Origin of the sequence: Paenibacillus harenae (assembly GCF_030812415.1) — a bacterium.
Lineage (GTDB): Bacteria > Bacillota > Bacilli > Paenibacillales > Paenibacillaceae > Pristimantibacillus > Pristimantibacillus harenae_A.
In genome coordinates this window covers 471,167-485,766 of the sequence record NZ_JAUSST010000006.1, presented here as the reverse complement: position 1 = coordinate 485,766, position 14,600 = coordinate 471,167, and the positions used below count along the sequence as shown (strand labels likewise).

The 14,600-nt window shown below is 51.3% G+C and carries 13 protein-coding genes; 1 reads left to right on the top strand and 12 read right to left on the bottom strand.

From position 1 onward, the window contains the following. Positions 1 to 190 precede the first annotated feature (190 nt). The 11 genes from J2T14_RS23145 to J2T14_RS23095 form a co-directional block, all read right to left on the bottom strand. A complete protein-coding gene (locus J2T14_RS23145) occupies positions 191 to 565 on the bottom strand; it encodes a YciI family protein (RefSeq protein WP_307205921.1) in 375 nt (124 codons plus the stop codon). An 81-nt stretch (positions 566 to 646) separates the two neighbouring features. Next, on the bottom strand, positions 647 to 2,218 hold the full coding sequence (locus tag J2T14_RS23140; RefSeq protein ID WP_307474580.1) for an ABC-F family ATP-binding cassette domain-containing protein: 1,572 nt from the start codon (positions 2,216 to 2,218) through the stop codon (positions 647 to 649). A gap of 194 nt (positions 2,219 to 2,412) precedes the next feature. After that, entirely contained in the window at positions 2,413 to 3,420 is a 1,008-nt protein-coding gene (locus J2T14_RS23135; protein ID WP_307474835.1) for a FecCD family ABC transporter permease, read from the bottom strand. Continuing rightward, entirely contained in the window at positions 3,420 to 4,427 is a 1,008-nt protein-coding gene (locus J2T14_RS23130; protein WP_307474579.1) for a FecCD family ABC transporter permease, read from the bottom strand. The genes J2T14_RS23135 and J2T14_RS23130 overlap by 1 nt, the downstream gene beginning before the upstream one ends. 111 nt (positions 4,428 to 4,538) lie before the next feature. Next, complete coding sequence (locus J2T14_RS23125; protein WP_307474833.1) at positions 4,539 to 5,498, bottom strand: iron-hydroxamate ABC transporter substrate-binding protein; 960 nt, start codon at positions 5,496 to 5,498, stop codon at positions 4,539 to 4,541. Positions 5,499 to 5,789: 291 nt separating this feature from the next. Continuing rightward, positions 5,790 to 7,130: a glycoside hydrolase family 30 protein gene (locus J2T14_RS23120; protein WP_307474577.1), complete on the bottom strand. Its 1,341-nt coding sequence runs from the start codon at positions 7,128 to 7,130 to the stop codon at positions 5,790 to 5,792. 82 nt (positions 7,131 to 7,212) lie between these two features. Beyond that, positions 7,213 to 8,856 (bottom strand): sugar ABC transporter substrate-binding protein, encoded by a 1,644-nt coding sequence (locus J2T14_RS23115; protein WP_307474575.1) that lies wholly within the window; start codon positions 8,854 to 8,856, stop codon positions 7,213 to 7,215. Between the two features lie 81 nt (positions 8,857 to 8,937). Beyond that, entirely contained in the window at positions 8,938 to 9,825 is an 888-nt protein-coding gene (locus J2T14_RS23110; protein WP_307474573.1) for a carbohydrate ABC transporter permease, read from the bottom strand. 23 nt (positions 9,826 to 9,848) lie between these two features. Continuing rightward, on the bottom strand, positions 9,849 to 10,748 hold the full coding sequence (locus tag J2T14_RS23105) for an ABC transporter permease (protein WP_373458194.1): 900 nt from the start codon (positions 10,746 to 10,748) through the stop codon (positions 9,849 to 9,851). A 175-nt stretch (positions 10,749 to 10,923) separates the two neighbouring features. Next, positions 10,924 to 11,937 carry a LacI family DNA-binding transcriptional regulator gene (locus J2T14_RS23100; RefSeq protein WP_307474569.1) on the bottom strand — a complete coding sequence of 338 codons (1,014 nt, stop codon included), beginning with the start codon at positions 11,935 to 11,937 and terminating at the stop codon, positions 10,924 to 10,926. Between the two features lie 75 nt (positions 11,938 to 12,012). Continuing rightward, on the bottom strand, positions 12,013 to 12,378 hold the full coding sequence (locus tag J2T14_RS23095; RefSeq protein ID WP_307205932.1) for a winged helix-turn-helix transcriptional regulator: 366 nt from the start codon (positions 12,376 to 12,378) through the stop codon (positions 12,013 to 12,015). Positions 12,379 to 12,495: 117 nt separating this feature from the next. On the opposite strand from J2T14_RS23095, the gene J2T14_RS23090 reads away from it, so the two are divergent. Beyond that, a complete protein-coding gene (locus J2T14_RS23090; protein WP_307474567.1) occupies positions 12,496 to 13,509 on the top strand; it encodes a zinc-dependent alcohol dehydrogenase family protein in 1,014 nt (337 codons plus the stop codon). A 72-nt stretch (positions 13,510 to 13,581) separates the two neighbouring features. On the opposite strand, the gene J2T14_RS23085 is transcribed toward J2T14_RS23090, so the two are convergent. Then, positions 13,582 to 14,199 carry a DUF1349 domain-containing protein gene (locus J2T14_RS23085; RefSeq protein WP_307474565.1) on the bottom strand — a complete coding sequence of 206 codons (618 nt, stop codon included), beginning with the start codon at positions 14,197 to 14,199 and terminating at the stop codon, positions 13,582 to 13,584. Between the last annotated feature and the right edge of the window lie 401 nt (positions 14,200 to 14,600).

Here is a 14,600-nt window from a genome sequence, read left to right as displayed (position 1 = left end):
TAAAAGCGCTTACAAAAAATCATTCAAGTGTATGCGTCACTCGAATATTCTTAGTACCCGGACCGTCTATCTAAAGACATTCTAACTGTAAGGACTGGAATTTAAAAGAAATTTTTGTCATTAGTTCCAGCTTGTCATATATAAATACAATAACAAAAAGCCGCAGTGCGCGGCTTTTCGACTCCATTAACTATTCCATTTTCTCAAAGTAATGGATCGGGCGAATCTCAATGCCCCACCCGAACTGCTCGCCCGCTGCCACCTGCGTAGTCGGATGCAAGGAAGCGATTTGGATCGCTTCTTCCATGTCCCTCGCCTCGATGAGGAACACGCTGCCGATCCACTCCTTCGTTTCGGTAAAAGGACCATCAATAACGGACACTTTCCCGTTCACCCGTCGCATGCTTTTGGTTTCCAAGGAGAGTCCCGCATCGATAACCACTTGATTGCTTTTGTAGAATTGCTCAAGATGGGGCTGACATTCGCCCATAACGGCGTCGATCTCCTCTTTGGGACGGGCATCCATTTTCTCTGGATCTAAATAACCTAAACACAAGAATTTCATTTTGAAATCTCCTTTCGAAGGGTATTATTCCTGCCTCTATAAAGACAACGAACGGCACCCAACAAAATCGACACATCTTCCCTAAAGATTTTGTTCGCTTATACCCAATACAGGGTCAAAGCTCAGCATTTTCGTCCCGATTTTGTCGATGAAGAACCGATCATGGCTTACCGTAACGACGGCGCCGGGAAAATGGATCAACGCCTGCTCCATGACCTGTATGCTCGTTAGATCCAAGTGGTTGGTCGGCTCATCCAATATAATGACCGCCGCGCCGGAGAGAAGGCATTTAGCAAGCGCGACCCTTGCCTTTTGCCCACCGGAAAGATTGCCGATGGCTTTGCTTAGATCCATCTCCGAGAATTGCAGCATGGATAAGAACTTGTTCACCTTTTTGCGGGGTGCGTCCAGACCTAAACCGTACGTATTGACCGCATGGCTAACGGTATCCTTCGGATCAAGCTCCTCCCACATCCGGTTGAAATAGGCGTAGCCGACGCCTTTCTCCCAGGTCACCTCGCCGGACTCGGGTTTTTCCTGTCCCGTAAGCACCTTAATAAGCGTCGATTTCCCGCTACCGTTAGGGCCCACGATGACTAATCGGTCTTCCTTCTGAATATCGAAGCTGACGTTCCCGAAGATCGTCCGCTCGCCGTAGGTCTGTCCGATGTTCTTCACTTCGCACAACTTATCCGGAAAACGCAGCTTTTCGTAAATATCGGTGATCAGCACGTTCACGGGATGCGGCTCGATCCGCTTCTTGTTGTCTGCCAGTTGACGGGAAAGCCGGTCCTTCGACGTCTTCTTGCTCGCGCGGCTGTCAATCGCTTCGGATTCCATGAGCAGAAGCTCTTCCTCCCACTCGAACTGGCGATCCAGCTCTTTCTTGCGCATTTTCTTTTTGCGGACGTAATCGGTATAATTGCCTTCGTATTCCTGAAAATGATAGTTCTCGATCTCGATCGTTCGCGTAACCACTTTGTCTATAAACTGCCTGTCATGCGACACTAGAATCATAGCCCCATTGAACCGATACAGCCACTGTTCCAGCCACGTTATCCCTTCAATATCCAGATAGTTCGTTGGCTCGTCAAGCAAGACGACATCAGGCAGCTCGATTAACATCTTAGCCAAAGCCGCGCGGTTGCGCCAGCCTCCCGACAATTCGTCAATAGGCTGATTGCGGGATCTATCGTTGAACCCCAGCTTCGTAAGAACCGTGTTAATCTCGACGGAAACGTTCCAGCCGTCCAAATGCTCCATTTGTTCAAAAAGCTCCGCTTGTCTCGCAAGCAGCCGCTCCATCTCGCCATCATCGGTGACTAGACCCAGCTTTTCCCCTACTTCCTGCAGCTCGCGTTCGATAATCGCAACCTGCTCGAAGCACATCTCCAGCTCTTGTTGAACCGACAGGCTGCCCGTCATTTCCGAGAATTGAGAGAAGTAACCTATTCTAACCTTCGGATCTATATCCACTTTTCCGGACGTAGGCTCTTCTTTACCCATGATCAGCCTGAACACCGTCGACTTACCGGCACCGTTCCGACCGATAAGGCCGATGCGCTCTCCTTGGCTCACGCGAAAATAGATATCGCGAAAGATCATGGACTCTTCATACTTCTTAGTAACATTCTCCAAACGAATTACGCTCATAGCTATCAAATCACCCTTCTAACTCCGTCAGTCTACCGTGATTATACCATTAGAGCTCCGAACTAATCTCATCTCTATCCTAATCTCATAGAGGTAGCGGCCATGCTGATCGCACTAAACGTCAAAATGCCACTCCAAGCCGGAGTGGCATTCTTAACGGAACCTCCAATGTTGTGATGCACCCACCGCCCCGACTACTTCTTTAATAGAAGATACAAGAAGTAAGGCCCGCCGATGAGCGCGACCATAATGCCTGCCGGAATGCCGGACGGATCGACGAGATTGCGCCCAACGGTATCGGCGAATAAGAGCAGCCAGCCTCCCATCAGGACGGCGATAGGAACGTAATATTGATGGCGGCGCCCTACGATCGCTTTGGCGATATGGGGGGCCATCAAGCCGACGAACGCGATTCCCCCGGTGACGGATACCGCAGCGGCGGCAAGAGCGACGGCAGTCCCGAGCAGCAGCAGCCGGTTCCGGTTGATGGAGACGCCGGCCCCTACGGCAACCGCTTCGTCCATCGACAGCAGGTTAAGAGCGTTCGACTTGTACAGCGTGAACGGGAGCAGGATGGCAAGCCACGGCAGCAGCGCCCATACGAACGGCCAGTCCGCTCCCCAAATGTTGCCCGCCAGCCACTGCGCGATAAAATCGACCTTCCGATGATCGGCGGAGGAGATCAGGACGATCATTAGGCCGGACAAAGCGAGCGCGAAGCCCACGCCAACGAGCACGAGCTTAACAGGCTGCAGCCCTTTCCCTTTGGAATAGGAGAACATGTAGATGAGTGCAGCCGTAAGCAACGCTCCTAAGAATGCGACAATCGGAAGCATATAAGCGAAAGACTTCGGATCGAGCGGCGCATATAGGAAAAATACCGCTATCGCCACGCCGGCTCCCGCGTTGATGCCGATGATGCCGGGATCGGCCAAGTCGTTCCGCGTAATTCCCTGCAGGATTGCGCCGGACAGCGCTAGAGCCATGCCGGCCAGCAGCGTCACGGCGATACGCGGCAAACGGATGGAGAACAGCACGAGATTTTCCTTGTTGGTGCCGTGCCCGAACAACGTCTGAAACAGCCGATTGATGGACAGCGCCCCTGAGCCTAAACTCATTCCGACAATGATCGTCGCTGCGATGAGCAGCAGCATGACCGCGAAGACGATCATTTGTTTTTGAACCTTCGCGTTCGAGTTCATCACAGCGTCTTCACTCCTTTACGAACAACGAACAAGAAGAACGGGAGTCCGAGGATAGCCATGATCGCCACAACCGGCGTCTCGAATGGCGCATAGAGCGTTCGGCCAAGCGTATCCGCCATCAGCATGAAGGTCGCTCCCCAGATCGCCGACATCGGAATGACCGCGCGATAATCGGTCCCGAACAGCGCTCTTACGATATGAGGAATCATCATCCCGATGAACGCCATGTTTCCGACGAGCGCGACGGAGGCTCCGGCCAGCAAAATAATCATGATATACAATACCGTTTTGACGTATGCCTTGCGAATGCCTAAACCCACGGCGGCTTCTTCGTTCAAGCTTAAAATCGTAAGCGACTTGGACATGGTCATTGCAACGAGAATAGCAACGACGATGACAGGACTCATCGCTTGAACCTGTCCCCACGTCGTGCCGATTAGCCCCCCCGATGTCCACATCGTCACGTCTTTGGACGTCTTGGATAGGAGACTGATGCCGTCCGACACGGCATACAGAAACGCGGACACCGCCGAGCCGGCCAGCACGATCCGGAATGGAGACATGCCGCCTTTCCTCACCGAGCCGATGCCGATAACGAGGAACATGCCGAGCGCGGCCCCGATGAAGCAGACGAGCATGATCCCGACATAATTCATCTCGGGCAAAACGGCGATAGCCAGAGCCAGTGATGCGTTTGCTCCGGCGGTTAGACCGAGAAGCCCGGGATCTGCAAGCGGATTGCGCGTCAAGCCTTGCATGATCGCGCCGGCTACCGCAAGCGCGGCGCCCACAAGCACGGCTGCCACTTCCCGCGGATAACGAATTTCCCGGAGCATCGCGATTTTATCGTTGTCCCCGCCTTGGTTAGCCAAAATTAACCAAAGCTCGCGCAAGGATACATCCTTGGCGCCGAGCAGCATCGCAAGTGCGAACATAGCTGCGAGCGCCGCCAAGCTGATTATGATTTTGAGGGCAAAAGACTTAGGCTTCCGGCTGCCGCTCATATTGCCATTCCTCCTTCAAGGTCATAACGGGCGCGAAGAAGGCCGAGACAGCCTCCATTTCAATCGAGGCAACTCGGCCTTCTTCACCAGCCCGTGCGATAACGCGAACGCTTATTTCAAGAAACCTTCTTTGAAGATGTTCAGCAAATACTCGAGTGTCATCGGATCGCTGTAAGAGGAAGCTTCCGTGTCGATCTCGATAACATGATCGTTTTGGACTGCCGGAATTTTCGTCCAAGTATCGGATTGCATGAACGAATTGTCTCCCGTGGCGCTTCTGCTAAGAACGATATAATCGCCGGCATAGTCGCTAAGAACTTCAGTGGAAAGCGTATAGTAGCCAGGTCCTTGAGCGTCGGCTTTTACCTTCTCCGGCATGTTCAGACCCATTGCCTGATACAGAATTTCCGTTCCGCGAGCCCAAGCATTGCCGAACACGTAGAAGCTTTTCGAATCCGTCTCGAATACCGAAACCGTTGCGTTCTCGCCGATTTTCGCTTTAATTTCTTCGCCGGCTTCTGCGGCACGCTTCGTGAAATCGTCAATCCACGCTTGCGCTTCCTGCTCCTTGTTCAGCAGCTTGCCGATTTCGAGCTGTTGCGTCAAGTAATCCAGTTTGCCCCAAGTATAAACGACGGTAGGCGCAATTTCCTTCATCTTGTCGATATTTTTGTTATGCGTGCCGGCGATGATCAAATCCGGCTCCAGCTCGATGATTTTCTCAAGACTATCCTCGGATACAACTTCTACCCCGGCCAGCTTCTCCGTGAAGTGCGGGCTCTTATTCGTCCACTCGTCCACGCCGACGATCGTCCCTCCCAGCGCAAGGATATTCGGCGCGTTCGTCAGAGCGACGATACGCTTCGGGCTAGCCGGCACTTCTACCGGACCGAGCTCGGATTCATACGTGATCGTACCTGTATCGGCAGCCGGAGCTTCAGTTGCAGGAGTTTCGCTCGCAGCTGGGCTATTGCCCGGCGAGGACGCATTGTTGTTCGCGTTATTGCCCCCGCAAGCACTGATCATGACACACATCAAAACGATAAATGGAAGAAGCAGCTTTCTATTCATCATAAGACCCCTTTAATTGATATTGATTATCATACTCACATGTAGAATCATATATCGATATTCAAAGGATGTCAACAAATCGAAATGCGTCAAATTCATGAACAAACACCGTCACTGAAAGGGAAAAACCCGTTAGTGCGAAAATCCAACATAGCCCACCACCACCATTCATTCCGCCCGAAGTTACTGCGAAAATCCAAAATAGCAGCCAGTGGTTAGCTGCATACCCGCACAGAAGGGCTGTCCCCTAAGCCAATGGCTTTGGGGACAGCCCTTTATCCGAACGCATACCTATTTCTTCATCATAACCGTAACCGCGCTTTTCGGCTCCATACCGATGCCGATCGGCTGCCGATCTCCCGGCAGCTCCAAATCGATATTCACCGAACTCTCGCCATCATTGAACAGAACCACTGCGATCGAGCCGTCCGTATTTCTGAAAGAAACGGATCGAACGCTTTCTTCGCTGGAGGAGCAGCCTAGCCGCACCGCTTTGGGACGGATGACTTTACTGAAATGCGCCAGCGCATAGTAATCCAGCGTATACGTAAGCTCCTTGGTTCCTTGATCGATCCTCACGATACCGCGGCAGGTGCTTCGGCCGAAGCCCGGCACGGCCGGTCCGTTGTTCTCGTCGAGCGCCATGTTCCACAGCACGTACGATTTGCTGTAATTTCTTAAAATCTCGATGCCCGTCCGCATGACGTTGGAGAACGCTTGCTCGAACGGCGGAATCCACTCGCCTCCGGAGCCTTCCGTGAAATGCACTTCTTTGCCCGGAAAAGCATCGTAGATCTCGGTTTGTGCCGACGGCTTGCCGCCGTACCAGTGCCAAGCTACGCCGTCCACCTCGTCCACCGCTTGCTCCAGCACCGTGCGCGGATAGTCCGGCTTATCCCAGTTATGGTCATAGCACAGTATCTTCGTATTTAATTGATGCTTGACGAATTGCGGCTTCAAATGATTTTTAATAAAATCGCTTTGCGACTCCGGCAGCATAATCATGCCGGGGTAATGCACCGGCGAATACAGCGCCTCATTCTGCGGAGTGACGGCATAGATCGCTAGACCGTTCGCGGCATATGCCTCGATGTAACGGACGAAATAGCTCGCGTATGCCGAATAATATTCCGGCTTCAGCTCCCCGCCGATCATCGAGCCGCTTGTCTTCATCCAGCCCGGCGGGCTCCATGGCGAAGCCATCAGCTTCACGTCCGGATTGAGACGGACAGCCTCGGCCAGAAGCGGAATAATGTCCGCTTCGTCGTGCGCAATCGAGAATCTCTCGAGCCGTACATCGGTTTCGCCTTCCGGCAAATCATTGTAGCTGTAGAAATCCCGCGCATAATCGGAGGCTCCCATCGGATTCCGCAATACCGACAAGCCAATCCCGTCCTCCGCGTCGAACAACTTCTTCATGAGCTCCGCACGCTGCTCCGGCTCAAGCACCTGATTGATCAAATACGCGGCGGAGTCCGTAAAAGAAGCCCCGAACCCGTCCATCTCCTGATAGGTTTGGCTGTCGTCCACCGTAATCTTGCTTGTGACCGCCTCCGGAAACCGGGGTAATTGCTGCACGTTTTTCGATACGAACAATTCTTTTTCGCTTTTCGACTGATACAAGCTCAGCATGATGTTTCCCTCCTATGTCTACCGATCCCAAGTTGTCTCATCTTTTGTTTGCCCGGGACATCCTATCCGTCGTTGCCGGCCCCTATTCCAGGCCCAGCTTTTCTTTGTTCGCTTTCATTTTTTCATTGCGGATCTCGACGATTTTTTCCCAGCTGTTGTCGTCTAAGAACTTCTTGTATTCGTTCAGGACGCTTTCGAAACCGGCGTCATCCTTCGCGCGGATCATGCTCACGAGCGAGGAGTTCCATTTCGTATTGTTCGCGCTAAGCGCGCGCGCTTCCGGCGTGCCTTGATCCGGATTGATGTTCTCCAGAATGAAATGCGGCTTCAGCTTGCCCTTGCCCCATTCCTGCATCTGCTTGATCGCCTCCGGGAATGCGTCTCCGCTCAGCGCCTTGTGGCGGTCATGTCCGAAGAACATAAATTCGCCCATCCGGAATTCTTTCTTGAACTTATCCGGATTGCTCTGTTGAAGCTCCTTCACCGCCGGCAGCAGCGCTACCGTTCCGTCCGCGTTCTTCTGGTACGTCTCGCCCTCGATGCCGTAGTTCATCAGCATTTGGCCTTCTTCGCTGAGCAAATACGTGAACACTTGGATCGCTTTCGCCGGATCCTTCGCTTTCTTCGTAATAAAGCTGATCATCCAGCCGGTAATGCCCGATTGATTCAGCGTCGGAGCGTTGCCCTTCGTGCTTTGCGGGCCGTCGATCGCGATGTATTCCTTGCCCCTGTTGCCGCTGAAGAAAATTTGCAGATTGCCGCCTTGCTGCGGAGTTCCGTCGAGCAGCATCGTAGCGTATTTGCCCGCTTTCACCTTCTCCTCGAATGCCGTGCTGTCATCGGCAAAGCTATCGTCGCTGATCAAACCGTCGCGGTGTACCCTATTCAACGTTTTTAACCATGCTAAATAATCCTCGTCCAGGTTGCGGTTATAGAAACCGCCGTCCGCATCCTCAAGAGGCACGCCGATAAAGTCCTGCAGCGTATCGCCAAGCGAGCCTGTTCCTTCGCCGATCGAGTTGAAGCCGAATGGAATGAGCTCAGGGAATTTCTGTTTAATGTCCTTCAGCACGGACTCGAATTGCTCCGTCGTGCCCATAGCAGGCTGACCCAACGCTTCGTACACGTCCTTGCGGACAATGAATGCCGTTTTGGCAGGGATGTTGCCGCTGTTGTAGTCGTCTTGAGTGTTGGAGTAGTTCGGATAGCCGTATGTATTGCCGTCCTGTAGCTTGAACCAGTTCAGCGTATCCTGCGCCGCTACTTTATTGAAATACGGATCATATTTCTCCGCGAGTTCGTTAAGCGGAAGCGCCCATGTCGCAGCCTTCTGCACGATCGGAGAGTTCGAATCGAAGGTCGTTATCAAATCGGGCATGTCGCCGCCGGCAAAGAACGTGTTCAGCTTCGTGTCGTCGCCGGTAATGAACTTAATGTTAATGTTCAAATCTTCTTTGATTTTTTTCGTGACGACATCGTTGCCGAAATCGGTGTTCCACCAATCTGCATTGACATACCAGGTCAGATCCGTCGGCTCTTCCTTGCTGTCCAGCTGCCAAGCCGGCTTCTCCGCGTCCGGCGCGTAGCGGCCTTCAATCGAGGCTAAATCCTTGGAGCCGCCGGAATCCCCGCCCTTTGAGCAGCCGGATACGACCAGTACAATCGCCATCATAGCGGCAATAAACGCAAATCCTGTTTTCGCAAAGCCTTTGTTCAACTTCAACATGTTGTTGCCCTCCTTCGAATTCATGCATTTTGTGTAATGCCCTTGCTCAGATCCCCTCTTGAACGCCTCTTGCCTGCTCTTCTACTCTTTCACCGCCCCCAGCATCATGCCAGAGATAAAGTACCTTTGAAGTATTGGATACATCACAACAATCGGCAGCGTCGTAATGACGATCGTTGCTAGTTGGACCCCTTTTGTAGCCGTCTCGATAACAGCCGAGCCCCCGACATTTTGCATCGATTGGGTTTGCGACTGCACGATGATCTCATACAGCTTCATCTGCAGCGGATAAAGCCATTGATCGGTGACGTACAATTTCGTTGTCATGAAATCATTCCATTGCCCGACGCCGTTGAACAATACGATAGTCGCCATAGCCGGCATGGATAGCGGGATGAAGATGCTTAAGAAAATACGCCAATCGCCCGCTCCGTCGATTTTCGCCGATTCCTCCAACGAGTCCGGCACGTTTCTGAAAAAATTCATGAGAACGATTACATCGTAAAAGCTCAAAAGAGCCGGAATAATATAAACCCAGAAGCTGTTCAACAAACCAAGCGATTTGATCAGCAAGTAAGTCGGAATCATGCCCCCGGAGAAAAACATCGTAATGACGCCCAGCGCGACATAGAACTTGCGGCCGCGAAGCTTGCTCTTGCTGAGGGCGTAGCCGACCATGGCGCAGAAGAACACATGGGTAACGACTCCGATGACGGTTTTGGAAACCGAAATGAAGAACGATTGCCAAATGGTCGAATCCCGAAACACCGCCCGGTAGTTTTCAAACGAAAATTCCGTCGGCCAAAAAATAAAGCCGCCCTCGGCAAGCGCCCTGCCCGAGCTAAACGACGACACGATGACGTTCCACAACGGAACAACGATCAGGATCGTAATAACGACCAGCAAACATATATTAACCGCGTCGAAAACTCGACTGTCCCAATCTCCTCTAACTGCTTTCGTATTCAAAGCGAAACCTCCCCCCAAGATGCCTATAGCACGGATTGATTGTCATTCAATTTGCTCGTAATGCGATTGGCCGTCACTAGCAGAATGACGGATACGATCGAAACGCCAAGCCCGACAGCGGTTGCGTAAGAGAAATCGCCCTGCGTCATACCCATGCGGTACACGTACGAGTTAATGACCTCCGCTTTCTCCCGGTTTTGGGAGTTCATCAGTACCAGCGTCTGATCCAAATTCGAGCCCAACAGACCGCTTACGGTCAAAATCAGATTCAAGCTAATGATGCTCTTCATGTTCGGAATCGTAATATTCCAAATTTGTCTGAGCCGATTGGCTCCATCGATTTTGGCCGCTTCGTAATAGGTCGGATCGATCTTGGCCATGATCGCCAAATACAGAATCGTTCCCCAGCCCGCCTCTTTCCAAATGTCCGACAACGTTGCAATGAACCAATATTTATTGGGGTCGAGCAAAATATTGCTAGGCTGCGAGATGATGCCTAAGCCAAGCAAGATCTGATTGAACAAGCCCGTTGTCGAGAACCACGTAATCAGCATCCCGCCGAGCACGATCCAGGATAGGAAATGCGGCAAATACGAAATCGTTTGCACGAACTTCTTGAAACGTCCGAGGCTCAGCTCGTAGATCATAATGGACAGAATAATCGGAATGATAAAGCCGATGCCCAGCTTCAGGAAGCTGATTCCCAGCGTATTGATGACGGAGTCCCAGAAATATTTGTCCGACATAATAATCTTGAAGTTGTCCAAGCCTACCCAAGGCGCGGAATCCAGCGTATCGATGACGGTATAGTTTTTGAAAGCGATCGATAAGCCGTAAATCGGGATGTAGCAAAAAATAAACATAAATACGATGCCCGGAAGGATCATGGATTGAAGCTCCCGCTGCCGCCAGAAATCGACCATGAACCCTTTTACTCTGATATACACTCTGTTCTGCCTCCTCCACATAAAATGAAATCGTTATCAAAAAACGTTTTTATTTTTGCCGAGAACTCCCCGGTGACTGTTTGGCCAAAAATAATGGCGCCCAGGAAGCCTTCAGCATTACGTTACGTTACACGCGGACAGAGCCGCAGCCTTACTTATTCCGATCCCGTTTTATATGACTCGAGCCGCGAACGACGAGCTCGCCCTGCAGCATCTGGATTTTGCCTTGCTCCTTGTTCTGGATCATTCGAACAAGATGCGCGATGACCATATGGCCTTGCCGCGCGATCTGGTTGCGCACCGTTGTGAGCGGCGGCGTGAAATACTGCGCGATATCGATATCGTCAAACCCTACGACGCTAATATCATGCGGTACCTCGTAGCCCTCGGACTTCAGGGCGCGTATCGCGCCGATCGCGCTCAAGTCGTTACCGGCCAGGAACGCGTCAGGAACCTTGGCGGAATGCTTATGAATACAGGCTTTCACCGCATTATAGGAGCTTTCTTCTTCGAAGTAGCCATGCAAAATATAGTCCTCGTCGATCGGATATTGATGGTCGCGCAGCGCTGCCAAATAACCTTTCTTCCGCTGAACGCTGTCGAACATCGTATCCACGCCGGAAATAAACGCAATTTTCCGATGCCCGAGACTGATTAAGTATTGGGTTGCTTCATAGCCGGCGTTATAGGAATCAAAAGTGATGCTGCCCATCGTCTCGTCCTGCACGTTGCGGTCGAGGAACACCGCTTTGATCTTGTCCGCCTTCATCGCGGCAATGTCGTTCTCGTCGATCTTCAGTTCTTCGAAAATAATGACTCCGTCGACCCGTCCGCCAAGAATATTGCTCATAATGACCTGCTTATCCTTCGTCACGAATACGTTCAAGCCGTATCCCAGACGATCGCATTCGCGCGACATGGCTTCAACAAGCGTATAGAAATACGGTCCGGCGACGCTGGTCGTAAAGAAGCCCAGCATCTTCGTCGTCCCCGACTTTAACAACTTGCCGTTCAAGTTCGGCACGTAATTCAAACGCTTCGCAACGTTCAGCACATGCTGCTTCGTCTCCGGATTCAAGACATCCACGTCATTTAAAGCGTTAGAAACCGTCGAGATGGACACACCAGCCTCTCTAGCGACGTCTTTAATGGTCACTTTCCCCATAATTAGCTTCTTCCTTTACAATAAAAACGTTTTTATGCTTTTCAATTTAGCATAAAAACGTTTTTAACACAATAGTTATTTTTCTTCTCTTATGTCGTACTCTTCTCTGGAAATCTTGACCTGAGGATAGTTCGTCCTAGCCCATTCCTTTAACATCCTAAGCTGCGGAATCAACGATTCTCCTAGCGGTGTCAACGTATATTCAACGACCGGCGGAACCGTAGGAGTAACCTTTCGGCTGACTAATCCGTCCCGTTCCAGCTGCTTCAAGGTTTGGGTCAGCATTTTTTGCGATATTCCCTCTATGCGTCTCTTGATCTCCCCGTACCGGATCGTACCGTCCTCCAGGGCATAGATGACCAGCGCCGTCCACTTATTCGAAATAATTTCGAGCACATGCGTATAGCTGCAGATCGACAGGGATATGTCCGAGGTTTTCATACTTAACCACCCTCCTTGCGCACCTTGAGGTTCGTTAACCACCTTAAAGTGCCGTCTTACTAGATTTTAGAGCATGATTTATTATATGTCTATTCCACCGTAAGGAGAGATGTATAAATGAAAGCCTATGTTATTCAAGGAGGCTTTGGTCTTGATCATATTGTAGAGGTCGATCGCGCGATTCCGAGTCCTGCGCGGAACGAAGTGCTTATTCGAATGAAAGCCGTATCGCTTAATTCGCGGGATCTCGGGGTGATTGACGGGTATTATAACCCAAACTTGAACACGCCTCTTATCCCTGTTTCCGACGGAGTCGGCGAAATCGTCGCTCTGGGGGAAGAAGCGACAAAGTTTCAACTCGGAGAGCGCGTGAGCGGGATCTTTACGCAGAGCTGGAAAACGGGCGAAGCCACGCAAGAAAACTGGGTTTCTACGCTGGGCAGCCCTCTCGACGGTTTACTTGCAGAATACGTCGTGCTGCCTGAGGAGGGACTGGTTCGCGTTCCCGAACATCTGACCGATGCCGAAGCGGCAACCCTTCCATGCGCCGGCGTAACGGCTTGGCATGCAATCGTGGAAGAAGGCAAAGTAAAAGCGGGCGATACCGTTGTCGTTCAAGGCACGGGCGGCGTCTCCTTATTCGCCCTTCAATTCGCCAAGCTGCAGGGCGCCAGAGTTATCGTGACTTCCAGCAGCGACGAGAAGCTCGAGCAGGCAAAAGCGCTTGGCGGAGATTTCGGCATCAATTACAAGCAGAAGATGGATTGGGATCAAGCCGTTTTGGATTACACGGAAGGGCACGGGGCCGATCATATCGTCGATCTGGGGGGCGGAGCCACCCTTAACCGTTCTCTTTCCGCATTGAAGGTGGGCGGGCAAATCAGTATAGTCGGCATTTTAACGGGGGCCAGCGTCGAGGGCTTGGACATTATCCCTGCGATCATCAGAAAGGCGAGACTGCAGGCTATTAACGTCGGAAGTCGTACAATGTTTGAAAACATGAACGCCGCTGTCTCGCATCACCGCTTGCACCCGGTCGTTGATCGAGTATTCCCTTTCTCGCAAGCATTGCAGGCTCTTCAGTATATGGCCAGCGGTTCGTATTTCGGGAAGATTTGCATCGTGTTTTAATATAGTTAACCATCCTGAATCGCACCCCTTAGAATGGATAAAATTCTAGGGGGCGCACTTGGATATTCCATGCTAATTGCCGGCTGTTACTGTACGAATATCTCCTGAAGATGCCGCTGCAATCGCGAGCTGCTCGAACCTCGCCTGGCATCCGTCGCTGATCGGCGCTTGGGCCGCAACGCCTACTTTAATTTCCTCGGGGCAGTCCATTCCGAAATATCGGACCAGCTTCCAATGCTCCCCATCGAGCGAATAATGGAAGGCAAAACAATTTCCGGAACGCGCTGCTCTCAAATAAGGCTGCTTAACCTCTACCGGACTGGAAACGCAGTCGTCCGAGGTGTTTCTGGTGACAACGCTCAGAATGGAAGGCTGATCATCAAAAAATTCGAAGCATACTTTGGCCCAATTGCGGTCATCGGCCATAATCATCAGGCAACCGGAGTCGTACTGCTGATTCATCTCTACGCCGACGCGGGTTACAACGCTGAAATCGCCTTTTTGCAGCGTATATAGATAGGGAGCGGAAGCTTTGCGGGTTTCTCCGGATGGATCGATGAAAAAATCCGCAATTGCAGGCGCAGCGACCGATAAGCTGCCATCCGCTTGAAAAGTCCAATGGCTTGGTTCGTTTATCCAGTGCAAATTCGAAGATAGCGTTTTCTCATAACAGCCCTCAAATAAGTTCATCGTATCCGCTCCTATTAAGTAGTTTATTTCGCTTTAGTTCTCCGACACCATTTAAATATACAACAACGTTCCAATTTGATCCAACTCGATCATATTGACTGCTTGAACGCACATAACTATAATTAAGGTCATCTAACCCTAAGGAGAGATTTGTTGTTCTTAACCCAATAGTCTTATAACGAGTTGCAGAAGCCAACATCCATAGTCGAATCGACTGTGTGATTTGGGTTGTATTTCTCTACTCTACAATTGGTAAAGAACAGCGGAGATCTTTAAAGCCTGGGGTGGGTCTTATATCCTTTGCGCCATGGCGCATCCGGATCCTATTCTTCCAATAGGCGGCAAATGAACTCATGTTCATTTGCCGTTTTTTTCATGGCTTGCCGTTTCATGCGGGTAGC

Excerpts from the sequence above, each read along its gene's own strand:
- J2T14_RS23145 (WP_307205921.1), bottom strand. The coding sequence starts at position 565 with ATGAAATTCTTGTGTTTAGGTTATTTAGATCCAGAGAAAATGGATGCC.
- J2T14_RS23140 (WP_307474580.1), bottom strand. The coding sequence starts at position 2,218 with ATGAGCGTAATTCGTTTGGAGAATGTTACTAAGAAGTATGAAGAGTCC.
- J2T14_RS23135 (WP_307474835.1), bottom strand. The coding sequence starts at position 3,420 with ATGAACTCGAACGCGAAGGTTCAAAAACAAATGATCGTCTTCGCGGTC.
- J2T14_RS23130 (WP_307474579.1), bottom strand. The coding sequence starts at position 4,427 with ATGAGCGGCAGCCGGAAGCCTAAGTCTTTTGCCCTCAAAATCATAATC.
- J2T14_RS23125 (WP_307474833.1), bottom strand. The coding sequence starts at position 5,498 with ATGAATAGAAAGCTGCTTCTTCCATTTATCGTTTTGATGTGTGTCATG.
- J2T14_RS23120 (WP_307474577.1), bottom strand. The coding sequence starts at position 7,130 with ATGCTGAGCTTGTATCAGTCGAAAAGCGAAAAAGAATTGTTCGTATCG.
- J2T14_RS23115 (WP_307474575.1), bottom strand. The coding sequence starts at position 8,856 with ATGTTGAAGTTGAACAAAGGCTTTGCGAAAACAGGATTTGCGTTTATT.
- J2T14_RS23105 (WP_373458194.1), bottom strand. The coding sequence starts at position 10,748 with ATGGTCGATTTCTGGCGGCAGCGGGAGCTTCAATCCATGATCCTTCCG.
- J2T14_RS23100 (WP_307474569.1), bottom strand. The coding sequence starts at position 11,937 with ATGGGGAAAGTGACCATTAAAGACGTCGCTAGAGAGGCTGGTGTGTCC.
- J2T14_RS23095 (WP_307205932.1), bottom strand. The coding sequence starts at position 12,378 with ATGAAAACCTCGGACATATCCCTGTCGATCTGCAGCTATACGCATGTG.
- J2T14_RS23090 (WP_307474567.1), top strand. The coding sequence starts at position 12,496 with ATGAAAGCCTATGTTATTCAAGGAGGCTTTGGTCTTGATCATATTGTA.
- J2T14_RS23085 (WP_307474565.1), bottom strand. The coding sequence starts at position 14,199 with ATGAACTTATTTGAGGGCTGTTATGAGAAAACGCTATCTTCGAATTTG.